Annotated in this window: 14 protein-coding genes and 1 tRNA gene; 8 read left to right on the forward strand and 7 right to left on the reverse strand. The window is 63.5% G+C overall.

All coding sequences use genetic code 11. The annotated features are described in order from the left end of the window. The first annotated feature begins 32 nt into the window (after positions 1-32). On the forward strand, positions 33-2,183 hold the full coding sequence (locus VO57_009485) for an RNA degradosome polyphosphate kinase (protein ID XBL68374.1): 2,151 nt from the start codon (positions 33-35) through the stop codon (positions 2,181-2,183). Then, positions 2,183-3,739, forward strand: coding sequence for a Ppx/GppA family phosphatase (locus VO57_009490; protein XBL68375.1), 1,557 nt, complete (start codon positions 2,183-2,185; stop codon positions 3,737-3,739). Before VO57_009485 ends, VO57_009490 begins: the two co-directional genes overlap by 1 nt. Here VO57_009490 and VO57_009495 read toward each other — a convergent pair. Continuing rightward, positions 3,736-4,404 (reverse strand): queuosine precursor transporter, encoded by a 669-nt coding sequence (locus VO57_009495; GenBank protein ID XBL71319.1) that lies wholly within the window; start codon positions 4,402-4,404, stop codon positions 3,736-3,738. The two genes, VO57_009490 and VO57_009495, sit on opposite strands and share 4 nt — an antisense overlap. Before the next feature lie 145 nt (positions 4,405-4,549). On the opposite strand from VO57_009495, the gene VO57_009500 reads away from it, so the two are divergent. Together VO57_009500 and VO57_009505 are read left to right on the forward strand one after the other, a co-directional pair. Then, positions 4,550-4,626 (forward strand) — tRNA-Arg (locus tag VO57_009500). 25 nt (positions 4,627-4,651) lie between these two features. Then, positions 4,652-5,386, forward strand: a complete 735-nt coding sequence (locus tag VO57_009505; protein ID XBL68376.1) for a DUF1499 domain-containing protein — start codon at positions 4,652-4,654, stop codon at positions 5,384-5,386. A 4-nt stretch (positions 5,387-5,390) separates the two neighbouring features. On the opposite strand, the gene VO57_009510 is transcribed toward VO57_009505, so the two are convergent. The 3 genes from VO57_009510 to hppD are packed head-to-tail and all read right to left on the reverse strand — an operon-like array spanning position 5,391 to position 8,080. Then, positions 5,391-6,314, reverse strand: a complete 924-nt coding sequence (locus VO57_009510) for a mechanosensitive ion channel (GenBank protein XBL68377.1) — start codon at positions 6,312-6,314, stop codon at positions 5,391-5,393. Between the two features lie 54 nt (positions 6,315-6,368). Beyond that, a complete protein-coding gene (locus tag VO57_009515; protein ID XBL68378.1) occupies positions 6,369-6,965 on the reverse strand; it encodes a VOC family protein in 597 nt (198 codons plus the stop codon). Further along, a complete protein-coding gene (gene hppD / locus VO57_009520) occupies positions 6,962-8,080 on the reverse strand; it encodes a 4-hydroxyphenylpyruvate dioxygenase (protein ID XBL68379.1) in 1,119 nt (372 codons plus the stop codon). The genes VO57_009515 and hppD overlap by 4 nt, the downstream gene beginning before the upstream one ends. Positions 8,081-8,310: 230 nt before the next feature. Here hppD and VO57_009525 point away from each other — a divergent pair, with 230 nt between their 5' ends. The 3 genes from VO57_009525 to VO57_009535 all read left to right on the forward strand — a co-directional run bounded on the left by VO57_009525 (position 8,311) and on the right by VO57_009535 (position 11,302). After that, the gene (locus tag VO57_009525) at positions 8,311-8,652 is read left to right on the forward strand and encodes a septum formation initiator family protein (GenBank protein XBL68380.1); all 342 of its coding nucleotides are present in this window, start codon (positions 8,311-8,313) and stop codon (positions 8,650-8,652) included. 145 nt (positions 8,653-8,797) lie between these two features. Next, positions 8,798-9,886 carry a pyruvate dehydrogenase (acetyl-transferring) E1 component subunit alpha gene (gene pdhA, locus VO57_009530; GenBank protein ID XBL68381.1) on the forward strand — a complete coding sequence of 363 codons (1,089 nt, stop codon included), beginning with the start codon at positions 8,798-8,800 and terminating at the stop codon, positions 9,884-9,886. A gap of 3 nt (positions 9,887-9,889) precedes the next feature. Further along, complete coding sequence (locus VO57_009535; protein XBL68382.1) at positions 9,890-11,302, forward strand: pyruvate dehydrogenase complex E1 component subunit beta; 1,413 nt, start codon at positions 9,890-9,892, stop codon at positions 11,300-11,302. Positions 11,303-11,362: 60 nt separating this feature from the next. Here VO57_009535 and VO57_009540 read toward each other — a convergent pair whose 3' ends face one another. The 3 genes from VO57_009540 to VO57_009550 are packed head-to-tail and all read right to left on the reverse strand — an operon-like array spanning position 11,363 to position 14,555. Continuing rightward, positions 11,363-12,136 (reverse strand): TadE/TadG family type IV pilus assembly protein, encoded by a 774-nt coding sequence (locus VO57_009540; protein ID XBL68383.1) that lies wholly within the window; start codon positions 12,134-12,136, stop codon positions 11,363-11,365. Continuing rightward, on the reverse strand, positions 12,130-12,726 hold the full coding sequence (locus VO57_009545; GenBank protein ID XBL68384.1) for a TadE family protein: 597 nt from the start codon (positions 12,724-12,726) through the stop codon (positions 12,130-12,132). Before VO57_009545 ends, VO57_009540 begins: the two co-directional genes overlap by 7 nt. Next, positions 12,726-14,555, reverse strand: a complete 1,830-nt coding sequence (locus VO57_009550; GenBank protein XBL68385.1) for a TadE/TadG family type IV pilus assembly protein — start codon at positions 14,553-14,555, stop codon at positions 12,726-12,728. The genes VO57_009545 and VO57_009550 overlap by 1 nt, the downstream gene beginning before the upstream one ends. Before the next feature lie 156 nt (positions 14,556-14,711). Here VO57_009550 and VO57_009555 point away from each other — a divergent pair, with 156 nt between their 5' ends. Then, positions 14,712-15,389 carry a hypothetical protein gene (locus VO57_009555; GenBank protein XBL68386.1) on the forward strand — a complete coding sequence of 226 codons (678 nt, stop codon included), beginning with the start codon at positions 14,712-14,714 and terminating at the stop codon, positions 15,387-15,389. Positions 15,390-15,396: the final 7 nt, after the last annotated feature.

A 15,396-nucleotide genomic window follows, 5' to 3' on the forward strand; every position in this document is an offset into this window, starting at 1 on the left:
GCCGCCACAATCGAAGCGAGTGCCGAAGCCCGATGGACACCCCGCTAAGCGCCAGCCCCGACCGCGATATCAGTGCGCGTTTCTTCAATCGCGAACTGAGCTGGCTGGCATTTAACGACCGGGTTCTCTCCGAAGCGCGCAACCCCGATTATCCACTGCTCGAACGGCTGCGGTTTCTTTCCATTTCCGGAAGCAATCTCGACGAATTCATGATGATCCGCGTGGCCGGGCTGGTCGGGCAGGTCCAGCGCGGGATCGACAAGCCTTCGGTCGACGGACTGACCCCGGCGCAGCAGCTTTCCGAAATTCGTACACGGCTCGCCGCGCTGAACGAACGCCAGCAGAGAACGCTGCGCGACCTTCGGGAAATGCTCGCCGAGGCGGGCATCCACATGGCCGACGACCGGCGGATCGACCGCGAGGCGCATGAATGGCTGCGACGGCATTTCCTCGACGAGATCATGCCGGTGATCACGCCACAGGCGCTCGACCCGGCGCACCCCTTTCCCTTCATCGCCAATGAGGGGCTGGGCGTGCTGTTCACCGTGCGCCGCGAGGAGATCAAGGCGAACCAGGAAGAAGAGCTGGTCGAGATGGTGCTGATCCCCTCGGCACTGCCACGCTTCCTGCGCGTGCCCGGTGAAGAGGCGATCTATATCGGGATCGAGAATCTCATCACCCGCTTTGCCGAGCACTTGTTCCCGGGCTTCGAGATGTGCGGCAGCGGCGTCTTCCGCGTGCTGCGCGACAGCGATATCGAGATCGAGGAAGAAGCCGAAGATCTGGTCCGCACCTTCCGCAGCGCGATCCAGCGGCGGCGGCGCGGGCAGGTGATCCAGCTGGAACTGGAGACCGAGTTCGATCCCACAGCCGAGGCACTGCTGCGCGACCGGCTGGCAACGCCGGGCGCGACTTTCGTGAAGATCGACGGCATGCTGGGCATTTCCGGCCTGTCGGACATCGTGAAAGAAGACCGGCCGGATCTGAAGTTCGATGCCTATTCCCCCCGCTACCCGGAGCGGATTCGCGAGCATGACGGCGATTGCTTCGCCGCGATCCGCGAAAAGGACATCATCATCCACCACCCCTACGAAAGCTTCGATGTGGTGGTCGATTTCGTGCGGCAGGCGGCGAACGACCGCAATGTGGTCGCGATCAAGCAGTCGCTCTACCGCGCGGGCAACCAGTCCGAGGTAATCGAGGCGTTGGTGGAGGCGGCGGAGAACGGCAAGTCGGTGACCGCCGTGGTCGAGCTGAAGGCGCGTTTCGACGAGGAACAGAACCTCTACTGGGCGAACAAGCTCGAACGCGCGGGCGTGCAGGTTATCTACGGCTTCGTCGACTGGAAGACCCACGCAAAGGTCGCGATGGTGGTTCGCCGCGAGGAAGAGGGCTTTCGCACCTACTGCCATTTCGGGACCGGCAATTATCACCCGGTCACGGCCAAGTTCTACACCGATCTCAGCTATTTCACCGCCGATCCGCGACTGGGGCGCGACGCGGCCAAGCTGTTCAATTTCGTGACCGGTTATGTCGAACCGCGCGGAACCGAACTGCTCGCGATCAGCCCGATCGACCTGCGCGAAACGCTCTACGAGCGGATCGATGCCGAAGTGGAGGCCGCGCGGCAGGGCCGGCCGAGCGGGATCTGGCTCAAGATGAACCAGCTGACCGATCATGACATGATCGAGCGGCTTTATGCCGCGAGCGAGGCGGGCGTGGAGATCCAGCTGGTGGTGCGCGGGATCTGCAATCTTCGCCCGGGCGTGCCCGGCCTGTCGGAGAATATCCGCGTAAAATCGATTATCGGGCGTTTTCTTGAACACAGCCGGATATATGCGTTCGCGAATGGCGCAGCGATTCCGGGTGCGGAGACCAAGGTGTATATTTCGAGTGCGGACATGATGGAACGCAACCTCGACCGGCGGGTGGAACAGCTGGTCCCGATCGAGAACAGCACGGTGCACGATCAGGTGCTGCAACAGGTGTTGCTTGCCAATCTGCTGGACAACGAGCGCAGCTGGTTCCTCCAGCCCGACGGGACGTACGAGCGCGCCGATCCGGGCGAGAAGCCGTTCAATTGTCACCGCTATTTCATGACCAATCCCTCACTTTCCGGGCGCGGTGGCGCGCTGGAGGCGGGCGGTGTGCCGACGCTGGCACTGCGACGAGGAGCTGTCTGATGGCACGCAAGGACAAGCGCGGCCGGTCGACCATTTCCGGTTCCGAACCGCTCGGCGCGATTATCGATATCGGGTCCAACACGGTCCGTCTGGTGATCTATGGCGGCCCGCCGCGCGCGCCGAGCATCCTGTTCAACGAGAAGGTTACCGCCCGGCTGGGCCGCGATCTGGACGCGAACGGGATGCTCGCCGATGAATCGATCGAGCTGGCTCTCGCGGGGCTGGAGCGTTTTGCGCTCCTGCTGGCCGACCTGGAGGTCAAGCGGGTCGATACCGTGGCGACTGCCGCGGTGCGCGACGCGAAGAACGGCAAGGAATTCCTCGCGCAGGTCAAGTCGCTCGGCCTCGAACCGCGGCTGCTGAGCGGCCTGGACGAGGCGACCTACAGCGCGCAGGGCGTGCTCGGTGCATTTCCGATCGCGCGCGGAATCGTAGCTGATATCGGCGGTGGCAGCCTCGAACTGGTGCCGGTGGAAGACGGCACGGTGGGCGAGGGATGCAGCCTGCCTGCGGGCACCCTCCGGCTGCCCAATCTGGGCGGCGGCGACCGCAGCAAGCTGCGCGACAAGCTGCGCAAGATGATCGGCAAGAAGGCCCCCGAGATGGTCGGCGAGGGCGATCTGTATCTGGTCGGCGGCACCTGGCGCGCGCTCGCCGCGTTTGCCCGCGACGGGTCCGACTTCCCGCTGACCGATCCGCATGGTTTCATGATGAGCCGGGAGGACGCCGGCGATCTGGTAAAAACGCTCGCCAAGACGGATATCGAGACGATCAGGGCGAACCCGCGGATTGCCTCTTCGCGCGTGGAGAGCCTGCCCGACGCCGGGCAGCTGCTGCACGTGCTGCTGAAGCATTACGAACCCCAGCGGGTGGTGATTTCCGCCTGGGGGCTGCGCGAAGGGCTGATGATGGGGCGGATCGACCCCTACCAGCTGTCGCAAGACCCGCTGCTGGCGGGCGTGGTCGATTTCGCCGAAAGCCGGGGGGCCTCGGCTCTGCAGGCAACCCGTGTGGCCGGGTGGACCGTGGACACCGTCAGTTCGCTGCGCACGGGTGCGGAGCGGCTGCGGCTGGCGGCGATCATGCTTGGCATGGCGGCGATGCAGACCGAGCCGAACCTGCGGGTCACGCAAGGGGTCGACTGGGCGCTGCATAAGCGCTGGCTGTCGATCTCGCCCGAAGGGCGCGCGATGCTGGCCGCCGCGATCTGCGTCAATTCCAATCAGCTGGAGCTTCCCGAGATGCTTCCAAGGCTGGCCTCGAAAGATGCGCTGGACGAGGCGATTACCTGGGGGCTGGGGCTGCGGCTTGCCCGGCGGCTGGGGGCAGGCTCGGCACGCTCGCTCGACGCCACGCGGCTGACGCGTGAGGACGACGCGCTGGTGTTGACCCTCGCGAAGAGCCACGCCGCGCTCTACGGTCCGCCAACCGAGCGCGACCTTGCGCAACTGGCCGCCCATCTCGGGCTCGAGCCGAAGATGCGGGTGAAGGGTGAGAAGAAGCTGCCCGAAAAGGGCGAAGCGGCTGTGCTGCTGGAACAGCAGATCAAGCGCTAGCGGTCACCGGTCGCGAAGGGCGAGAAATCGGTGTCGGTATCGAAGATTTCGACACCCTCCTCGCGCTTCAGCCAATTGACCGCGAGATAGGTGAACGGGGTCAGGATCGCTTCCCAGGCGGTCTTGATCAGCCATTGCGAGATGACGACCTGCCACAGCAGCTCGGGCGGCCATCCCGCGAGGCCATAGAACGCGAGCGGATAGAAGATCAGGCTGTCGAGCCCCTGGCCCACCACCGTAGATCCGATGGTGCGGGTCCACAGCGCCTTGCCCTTCGTCCAGACCTTCATCTTGGCAAGAACATACGAATTGGCGAATTCGCCCGCCCAGAAGGCGATCATGGAGGCCGCGACGATGCGCCAGGTGTTGCCGAAGACCTTTTCGTAAGCCTCCTGCCCGTCCCATCCATCGGCGGCGGGCAGCGAGACCACCGCCCACGCCATGAAGGCCATGAACAGCAGCGCGGCAAACCCGGTCCAGATCACGCGGCGCGCGCGGGCGTAGCCATAGACCTCGGTCAGCACGTCGCCGATGATGTAGCTGACGGGGAAGAACAGCACTCCGGCGCCGAAGCTCCATTCCATGCCGCCGGGCAGGGTGACGTAGCTGGGCTTGGACGCGCCGATCAGGTTGGACAACAGCAGGATGGTGACGAAAGCCGCCATGATCCGATCGTAATGCTTGAAGCGCGGGGGCGCGCCCTGGTCCGCTGTTTTCACCGGTTCGTCCGACATCGTTACACCCCCCGAAGCCAATCCTTGCATAAGCCGGTTTTGCACCGCCGCAAAGATGGCTATGCGCATCGCACAAGCGCCCTTAGCTCAGTTGGATAGAGCACGGGACTTCTAATCCTGAGGCCGCAGGTTCGAATCCTGCAGGGCGCGCCACAGCAATCCCGGGGGGAATCGAACGATGAGTCACAAGTGGACCAGGGGCCTGTCATGGCTCGCGCTGGTGCTGGCGCTGGGCGGTACGATTGCCGCGTTCACCGGGATGACGCTGGCGCGGTTCGATACCATCGGCAAGCTGGAAGGCTTTGAGTACCTGACCCTGTCCGCCCCCGTCATGGTCGGCGCGCTGGTTATCGCGATCATCGCACTGCTGCTCAACTGGCGTACTGGGTGGCCTGCGCGCCGGGCGGCGCTCATCGGTTTCCTGTTCGCGGCCGGATTCGTCGGCTCGCTGGCGGTTCGCGTGGCCATGGGGGCCGACGCACCGATGATCCACGACGTCACCACCGACCTTGCCGATGTCCCGCAGTTCGAGACGATTACCCTGCCGGACGACAATATGCGCGGGCTAAGCGAACCTTCGGAATGGGTGAGCCTGCACGAGATCGGCTACCCCGACCTGCGCAGCGTGGTGCTCGATAGGCCGGTTGCGCAGACCATCAGCGATGCGGAGATGCTGGCGAAGGAACGCGGCTGGACGATCCGTGCGGTCGATCCCGAAGCGGGGCGGCTGGAAGCGACTGCCTATGCCTCATACATCCGGTTCGAGGATGAGGTGGTGCTCCGCGTGCGCCCCGACGGTGCCGGGCGCAGCCTGGTCGACATGCGCTCGGTCAGCCGGGTTGGGGTCGGCGATCTGGGCGTCAACGCGCAGCGGATCCGCGACTTTCTCGAAGATCTCGCCGCGGTGAGGTGAGGGGCTAGCCCGCCGCGCTTTCGCCCGGTTCGCGGCCCAGCGGGACGCGCTCCTTGAAGGTGTGGGTGATGTAGGGGAAGGGGATCTCGATCCCTGCCTCGTCCAGCCCGCGCTTGATTGCGCGCACGACCTTGTCCTTCGATTCCCACCCGTCGCGCGGGGTCGAGCCTGCGTGCCAGCGCACCAGAAAATCGACCGAGCTGGAGTTGAAGGTGGTCGCGAAAATGTCGACGCCCTTGTCTTTCTCGATCCCCTCGACCGCTTCCACCGCCTTGCGGATCACCTCGGCCGCGTGGTCCAGATCGGTGTCGTAGGAGACCCCGGCAACCACTTCGTGGCGGCGCACCTGCTCGTCGGTCAGGATTTCGACCGGGTTCTTGAAGATCATCGAGTTGGGCACGATCGTCAGCTCGCCCGACAGCTTGCGCACATGGGTTTCGCGCAGCGTGATGTGCTCGACCTTGCCCTTGATCCCCTCGCATTCGATCACATCGCCGATGCGCATCTTCTCGCGCAGCATGATGAGCACGCCGGCGAGGAAGTTCTCGAAGATGTCCTGAAAGGCAAAGCCGATCGCGACCGCGCCGATCCCGAGACCGGCGATCAGGCTGGCGGGCGTCATCCCGGGCATGACCACGATCAGTGCGATCATCAGGCCGATGATCCAGATGCCCAGCTTCACGACGGTATCGATCAGGTTCTGCAAGGAGGGGCGCATATCGGTCTTGCCGATGGCGCGGCTCACTCCTCGCACCGCGATGCGCGCGACGATCCAGGTAATCAGGATGATCACGAGGGCGATCGCCATATTGGGAAGGGCGCGGACGAAGCCTTCGCCCATATCGACCAGCTGGTCCTGCAAGGTGGCCAGCGTATTGACAGTCTGGTCGTAGGTTTCGCCCGAAGGCGTCTTCGTCGGTATGCTCATGGAATTCCCCGTTTTGCGGCTCCAACGGCGGCAAAACGGGGACGGTTCCGAAAATCAGGGCAAGTCGGGTTCTTCGGCAGGCTTGACCTTGGCATGTTCTTCGCGAGCGATCTCGTGCAGCCATGCCGCGTGCTGCGGAGCTTTCTTGGTCTCGCTCCATTCGTCCAGCATCGGCATCGCGACCCGCTTGAGCTCGGCATATTGTTCGTCTGTGCCGATGTCGGCAGCCAGCTCGACCCGGTGGCCGTTGGGATCGAAGAAGTAGATCGACTTGAAGATGCCGTGGTGGGTGGGGCCAAGCACATCGATACCGAGGCCTTCGATGTGGCTCTTCGCCGCGATCAGCGCGTCTTCATCCGCGACCTTGAAGGCAAGGTGCTGGACCCAGATCGGGGTATTCTCGTCACGGCCCATATCCTTCTGGTTGGGCAGTTCGAAGAAGGCGAGGATGTTGCCGTTCCCCGCGTCGAGGAAGACGTGCATGTACGGATCGTACTCGCCGGTAGAGGGCACGTGGTCCTCCGAAAAGGCGCTGGTATATTCCATACCCAGCACCTTCTCGTACCACTCGACGGTCTCTTTCGCGTCCTTGCAACGATAGGCGGCGTGGTGGACGCCGCCCAGTTTCACGGGGTGGCTCGCTTCGTTCATTCTGCCGGCTCGGACACGGTCTTGGCGTCTTCGACGTTCAGCACGCCGCGGCGGACCTGGTCGCGCTCCATGCTTTCGAACAGCGCCTTGAAGTTGCCTTCGCCGAAGCCTTCGTCACCCTTGCGCTGGATGAATTCGAAGAACACCGGGCCGACCTGCGCCTCGGCGAAAATCTGCAGCAGCAGGCGCGGCGAGCCGCCTTCGGTCGTCCCGTCGAGCAGGATGCCGCGTGCTTTCAATTCATCGACCGGCTGGCCGTGATTGGGCAGACGCTCGGGCAGCATTTCGTAATAGGTTTCGGGCGGCGCGGTCATGAAGGGCACGCCGAACTGCTTGAGCCTGTCCCACGCGGCGATCAGGTCGTCGCAGATCAGGGCGATATGCTGGATGCCTTCGCCGTTGAATTCGCGCAGGAACTCCTCGATCTGGCCGCCGCCACCCTTGGCTTCCTCGTTGAGCGGAATGCGGATCTTGCCGTCGGGCGCGGTGAGCGCCTTGGAGGTCAGGCCGGTATATTCGCCCTTGATGTCGAAGAAGCGGATTTCCTGGAAGTTGAACAGCTTCTCGTACCAGTCGGCCCAATAGGCCATACGCCCGCCGTAGACATTGTGCGTCAGGTGGTCGATCCGCTGGAAGCCCGCGCCTTCGGGATACTTTTCCACCCCGTCGAGATATTCGAAGTCGATGTCGTAGATTGACAGGGCTTCGTCGCCATCATCTGCATAGCGATCGATGATGTAGATCAGCGCGCCGCCGATGCCCTTGATCGCGGGGATCGAGAGTTCCATCGGCCCGGTCTGGGTATCGACCGGCTCGGCACCCGCGTCCATCAGCTTCGCCCATGCTTCGGCCGCGTCCTTCACGCGGAAACCCATGCCGCACGCACTCGGCCCGTGTTCGCGGGCGAAATACCACGCCGCGCTCATCGGTTCGTAATTTGTGATCAGATTGATATTGCCCTGCCGCCACAGCTGCACATCCTTGGAGCGGTGGTTGGCGACATGGGTGAAGCCCATCGCTTCGAACACCGGCTCAAGCGTGCCTTTTTCCGGCGCGCAGAACTCGACGAACTCGAAGCCATTGAGGCCCACGGGATTCTCGAAAAGGTCGGCCATATCGGCATCCTCCGTAGCGGTGACTGTGTCTTGGCGGGCGGCAGCAGCGTATCCGGGGGAGGGCGCGCGCCGTTTCCCGCTCGAGCTAGGTCTGACCAGCCTGCCTGTCAATCGGTGTAACGGGTGCGGGACATGCCCGGTTCCTGCGCTGAGACGGGATGAGGGCGGGCGGATTTCCCTTGCGTCAAAGGGGCTTGCCTCCGCCCGGCGCATGTGATTCAAGGGCGTCCATGAACCTCGCCAGGAAAACCATTGCCAAGCAGAACCGTGCGGCCCGGCGTGAGCGCCTGACCCAGGGCCTCGCTCTCGCGGCGCTGCTGCTGATGGGCGGCATGGCGATCGCAGGGCCGAGCGGGATTTTCGCGTGGAGCGATGCCTCCAAGGCGCTGGCCGAGCGTGAGGCGCGGATTGCCAAGCTGCAGGATCAGCGGGCGGACCTGCGCCAGCGGGTCGACGCGCTCGACCCCGACAATGCCGATCCGGACATGGTCGTGGAAATGATGCGCCGCAATCTCAACGTGGTTCATCCCGACGAGGTGATCCTGCCCAAGCCGGACGCTCCGGCACGCTGATCGCCGCCTTCATCCGGGCGCGCTCCACAAAGCTCAAGATTTTTCGCAACCATTGCAAGCCGCGCGACGTTACGTCATGGGGCTACGCCACGCCCCTGAGGAACACGTGCCGGGCCGCCGTGCGGCCTGCGTGAAGGAGTTACCATTGGCCAAGAAACCCGCTGCGAAGAAGTCCCCCGCCAAGGCCGAGAATCTGGCCGCCGTGGATGATCCGGACTTCGTACTCCATTCGCTGCAAGAGGAGTTCGACAAGAACAAGCTCTACGACGCGAGCGAAGAGCAGATGCTGCACTTTTACGAGCAGATGCTGCTGATCCGCCGGTTCGAAGAACGCGCGGGCCAGCTGTACGGTCTCGGCCTGATCGGCGGGTTCTGCCACCTGTATATCGGGCAGGAAGCGGTCGCGATCGGGCTCCAGTCGGCGCTCGATAACGACAAGGACTCGGTCATCACCGGCTATCGCGACCATGGCCACATGCTCGCCTACGGGATCGACCCCAAGGTCATCATGTCCGAGCTGACCGGGCGCCAGGCCGGGATTTCGAAGGGCAAGGGCGGCTCGATGCACATGTTCAGCACCGAGCATAAGTTTTACGGCGGGCATGGCATCGTCGGCGCGCAGGTGCCGCTGGGCGCGGGCCTCGCCTTCGCGCACAAGTACAACGAGGACGGCGGCATCTGCCTCGCCTATTTCGGTGACGGCGCGGCGAACCAGGGTCAGGTCTACGAAGCGTTCAACATGGCCGCGCTGTGGAACCTGCCGATCTGCTTCGTGGTCGAGGACAACCAGTACGCGATGGGCACCGCGACCAAGCGCTCCAGCGCGGAAACGCGGTTCTACCGCCGCGGCACGAGCTTCCGCATCCCGGGAATGGAAGTCGACGGGATGAATGTGCTCGAAGTGCGGCAGGCGGCCGAAGTTGCGTTCAAGCATATTCGCGAGGGCAACGGCCCGGTGCTGATGGAGTGCAACACCTATCGCTATCGCGGGCACTCGATGTCCGACCCGGCGAAATACCGCACCCGTGAAGAGGTGCAGGACCAGAAAGAACACCACGACCCGATCGAGCGGATCAAGAAGACGCTGATCGAGAAGGGCAAGAGCGAGGACGAGTTGAAGGAGATCGACAAGGGAATCCGCTCTCAGGTTTCCGAAGCTGCGGACTTTGCCGAGAATTCGCCCGAGCCTGAGGCTGCCGAACTCTACACCGACGTTCTGGTGGAGGAGTACTGAGCGATGGCGACCGAACTGAAGATGCCCGCGCTCTCTCCGACGATGGAGGAGGGTACGCTCGCCAAGTGGCTCAAGTCCGAAGGCGACAAGATCGAAATCGGCGACATCATCGCCGAGATCGAGACCGACAAGGCGACGATGGAATTCGAAGCGGTCGACGAAGGCACGTTGGCGAAGATCCTCGTCGATGAGGGCACCGAAGGCGTTTCCGTCGGCACGGTCATCGCGATGATGGCCGATGAGGGCGAGGATGTCGGCGATGTCGAAGCGCCCGCCGCGAAGTCCGATAACTCGTCCGACCAGAAGGAAGACGTCGAGGGCGAAGGCAAGGATGTGGGGCGCGAACCTTCCGAAGCCGAAGTGACGCAGACGGCGGAAAAGCCGACCCGCTCCCCGGCCAGCGATCCCGCGATCCCCGAGGGCACAAACATGGTTTCGACCAGCGTGCGCGAGGCATTGCGCGATGCGATGGCCGAGGAAATGCGCCGCGACGAGCGCGTGTTCGTGATGGGTGAGGAAGTCGCCCAGTATCAGGGCGCGTACAAGGTGACGCAGGGGCTGCTCGACGAATTCGGCGACAAGCGCGTCGTCGACACGCCGATCACCGAATATGGCTTTGCCGGGCTCGGCACGGGCGCGGCGATGGGCGGCCTGCGCCCGATCGTGGAATTCATGACCTTCAACTTCGCGATGCAGGCGATCGATCACATCGTGAACTCGGCGGCGAAGACCAATTACATGTCTGGTGGCCAGATGCGCTGTCCGGTGGTGTTCCGCGGACCCAATGGCGCGGCCAGCCGCGTCGGCGCGCAGCACAGCCAGAACTACGGGCCCTGGTACGCCAGCGTTCCCGGCCTGATCGTGATCGCGCCCTATGACGCGGCCGACGCCAAGGGGCTGATGAAGGCCGCGATCCGCAGCGAAGACCCGGTCGTCTTCCTTGAGAACGAGCTGGTCTACGGTCGCAGCTTCGACGTGCCCGAGCTGGACGATTACGTGCTGCCGATCGGCAAGGCGCGGATCGTGCGCGAGGGTAGCGATGTGACTATCGTCAGCTATTCCATCGCGGTCGGGCTGGCGCTCGAAGCGGCGGAGAAGCTGGCGGAAGACGGGATCGATGCCGAAGTGATCGACCTGCGCACGCTGCGTCCGCTGGACAAGGAAACGGTGCTCGAAAGCCTCAAGAAGACCAATCGTATGGTGGTCGCCGAAGAGGGGTGGCCGACCTGCTCCATCGCCAGCGAGATCGTGGCGATCTGCATGGAAGAAGGCTTCGACTATCTCGATGCGCCGGTGACGCGGGTCAACAACGAGGACGTGCCGCTGCCCTACGCCGCCAATCTGGAGGCGATGGCGCTGATCGATACGGACCGGATCGTGAAGGCGGTGAAGAAGGTCTGCTACGTCGAGGAGTAGGGGCGCCGGCAGGGCGCCCCACCACGCCGCCCATCAGCGCACGGTTCCTGCCACTTCTCGTCAGTGACAGTGGTAGCCGTCGAAAGCGGTTGTATGGCAAACACCGGCGGCAGCGTTGTCGCGAAAGGGATTGGGCAGCGCGGGCACAGGGGCACAGACGGGATCGGGCGCGCCATCATCTGCGACACCGGGCAGAAGGTCTCGGTCGTCACGGATCGGAAAGGCGGCTTCGTGCCTGATCACGCGGTTGCCGAGGAACATGTCGCCGAACAGCCCCTGATATTCGTAGAACACCTCGACATACATCACCGCATCGCCGACCGGCGCGCGGATCTCGCGGCCCGTTGGGCCCATCCCGGTGAAACTGGGATCGGTGACCTCGCTGGTAAGCTCCGGCCCGTAGCGTGACGCGTAGGCAGCCGAACCCGTGCAGCGCTGCCAACGGATCAGCTGCTTGTCGAGAACGCCAACCGTCTCCAGGCTGGAGAGCACGACCCGGCCATGCTCGGTCAGGTCGATGTTTTCGCCCTGCTTCGCTGCGCCGGCGAAGATCGAATTGACGTCCGACCGGTAGATGGTCTTGGTCGTGCTGCTCGACGAGGTCTGGCCCATCCGGGCGGCGTTATCCGCGATGGTCAGCGAAATCTGGCTGACGTTCATGCTGGTCACCGCGTAATTGGCCAGCTCGATCCCGAACATGCCCAGGCCGAGGAAGATCGGCAGGCTGATCGCGAATTCGATCAGCGCGAGGCCACGATTGTCGCGGCGCAGGCGTTTGAGGCGGCGGCCGAACTGGCGCAGTCGCGCGGGAACAGGGGGGAGGGAGGTCAGCATGGCTCGGTCTCCGGCACCGCCTTGCCATTCTGCTGGGCGTAGGGCTGGTTCTTGAGCACCGTGCTCATCTCGATGCTGGCTTCCTGGGGCAGACCAAGCAGACCGTAGAGCGGAAACAGCTTATCGTAGGTCGCGGTGACGGTGTACATCGTGATATCGCGCGCGCCGCCGAAACCGCCACTGCCGACATCGGAATCCCAGCTTCCATTGCCGTTTTCGTCTTCGAAGGTTTCGCCCGCGTCGCATTCGCCATTGGCGTTATCGTCATTGATCGCTTCTGCCCGCTCGATGTCGGTGAAGTCGTAGTAGCTCTTGCGATCGAAAGAGAGTTCTGCGCTGCGCAACACATGCTGGACGCGGGTTTCAACCATCCCGTCGATGGCCGCTTCCGCAGTGGGGCCACTTTCCAGCGTGGAATCGCGCGCGGCCTCCTGCATCGCGCCATTCATCACCGCGCGCAGGTAGACCGCCTGGCCGAGATCGAACACGCCCATCAGCAGGATCATAAAGGACGGCGCGATGATGGCGAACTCGACGATGGTCGAGCCACGCGTGTCGCGGCGCAGACGGTTGAGAGCGCGCGCCAGCATCAGTCGACCAGCCTCAAGTCGGCAATTTCTTCGGCGATCTGGCCGAATGCGTCGTTGAGCGCGCCCGAATTGTTCGCGGTGTAGCTGCTGTTAGGGCTGGCGCATTCGGTCATGTCGGTGGTCAGCGTGGTGTTGAATGCGACCACCCACAGGCGGATACCCTTGGCCTTGATCGCCTTGCACAGCTCTTTGTAGCGGCGGGTGTGCCGGGTGTGCTGTTCGTTCCTGATCGCAGTCTGGCTGTTCGACGTTTGCATGCCGGTGATCCGGCCGTCGTGCTGCTCGATCCCGTATGCATTGTAATAGGTTGGGCCGGGAGACAGTTCGCCATCGGTCATGAACACGATATGCCGACCGACGTAGCTATTGTTGGATGGGGCGGCGTTCACGGTGCTGGAGAAGATGCCTTGGGGGGAACTGACCCGGGCCCCCCACAGCAAGCCGATATCATGGTAGGTACCGCCATCGGGGGAGAGATTGTTTGTGTAGCTCCGCAATGCCGAGAGAGAGTCGTAGGTCCCGAGAAGCTCCGCCTGATATGGACAGCTTATCTGTGGCTTCCCGTCCGGGTACCCTGGAGTGTTCGACTGCGTAGTGTTTGGATCGCGATAAAACACGACCTCCGGCCAATAAGGCCTCCACTTTGTTGCGTTATTGCTCGGCGCGCTGTCGATATCCAGGTCGTAAAGCCCGTTCGGGCTGAAGGTCTTGGTGCTCGCGTTGAAAGTGACCGAGTCCGAGGCGACCGTATCGCGCTCTTCGATGCAGCCTTCCCATGTATAGCTGTCGCTTGTCACACCCGTCGGGTCGGGAGTGGCTGAGAAGGTCTTGTAACTCGACGTGGGGTGCGTGACCTGCCGGTAGACCGTATTGTAGGTATTGGTTCCCTCATGGTAATCGCGCCAGATGCATCCCGAGAAGGTGGTCGCGTTTTCCCCCCGAATACTGGTGTTGTGATAGGTGTAGTAGCGCGAGGTGCAGTTTTGTCCGGCGTTGGGATTAACCCAGCAATTCCACCAGCCGGAGCACACGGCTTCCGTGCGGTGCACAACCCATTGCGCCGGCGTCGTACCGGTCACTTCGTTCTTGCGAGACTGGTAGGCATGGCTGTCGACGATGTAGTTCTGCGGCAGCAGTCTGCCTACGTTGACCGTACCGGTGTATGGCACGAATGAGTACCGGATGCGGCCCCCGCTACCAGCGGAGGCTGTGGCGAGCGTGTTGTAAAAGCTGTCAATCGCGTCTTTTAGCGCGCTCATCCGCGAAGTTCTGGACAGGCTGCCGTAGGCGCGTCCTTCCTTGTCGGCGTAGCTATTATAGTAACTGAGATAAGAGTTGCACTGGCTCGTATCGGCATCGCTCGGGCATGCCATCGAGCCGGTCGTGTCGAGCACGAAGGTCACGTCCGCATTGCCGACGTCGTAGCGCGCCGCGCAGTCGACCGCGAGGTTGAGCTCGCTGAACGTGAAGAACTGCATGATGACCGTGGGCAGGCGGACCGAGGCGGTCCCCTCGACCGTTGTCGTGCCGGAAGGGTTGGTCGGTACGAAGCTGACGTCCTGCGAACCGAGGTAGTCGCTGGCGTAGTTGACCTCGAAATATTCGGAGGCGACGTTCGCAGCGGCAGTGGTCCAGGTGCTGTTGCCCATTTCCTTGCGACCGGCAAGCACGCCCGCGTCGCACGCCTGCTGGAGACGCGATTCCACCATGTAGGCGCGGCTCATGTCGACGCCGCTGCCGATCAGCGCGACCAGCGGCACGAGTGCGGCCGCGACGATGGCGACGGTATTGCCCGCCATATTACGGCGCAGGCGCGTCAGAAAATTCATGCCTGCCCTTTCCCCGTCATTCTCGTGGTCCCGTCTTGTGGCTTGCGTGTCGGACGATGGTTAACCGCCATCATCCTTCCGCTTAACCTACCAGTGGTTGTCGGGCTTTGACCGATCAGGGTTGAAGCGAGGTTAAGAGCCGCGCATTGGCGTGCCATGGCGAGCGCACGAACCGAGGGAGAATCAGGTCCGGCAGCGGACCCTTCGCTTACGCTGGCGCTGGCCTACGCCCCGCGCGATGCGCGGCCGGTATTCGACGATCTGTTCGCGCTCGACCGGCGGCTGGCGGATGCGGTGCGGCAGGCGAGCGAGCCGATCATCGCGCAATTGAAGCTCGCCTGGTGGCGCGACCGCTTCGCGCAGGATCGCAGCGACTGGCCGAAGGGGGAGCCGCTGCTGGCCCGCCTTGCGGCGTGGGATGCGGATGTCTCGCAACTGGCATCGCTGGTCGACGGGTGGGAGGCGCTGCTGGCCGAAGGTCCGCTGACCGAGGAGGCGATTACCGCGTTCGGCGAAGGTCGTGCCGATGCTTGGGCGCTCGCCGCAGCGGCGCTGGGTGAGCCGGGACCTCCGCTCCCCCATCATACCGCGCTGCTGTGGTCCTACGCCGATCTGGCGCAGCATTGCTCCACGCCCGAGGATGCCGAACGCGTGCGGGCTGTGGCGCGGGGACAGGGACTGCTCGACCAGACGCCGCCCAGGCTGCCGCGTGCCTTGCGGCCCTTCGCCGTACTCGGCACGCAGGGCTTGCGCAGCCTGCGTTCGGGCAGGCCAATGATGTCGGCAGGCGGAGATTTCCTCGCGGCGGTGCGGGCGGGTATGCTAGGCCGCTGACAGGGTA

The sequence above is a fragment of the Citromicrobium bathyomarinum genome, assembly GCA_001306305.2.
Classification (GTDB): Bacteria; Pseudomonadota; Alphaproteobacteria; order Sphingomonadales; family Sphingomonadaceae; genus Alteriqipengyuania; species Alteriqipengyuania bathyomarina.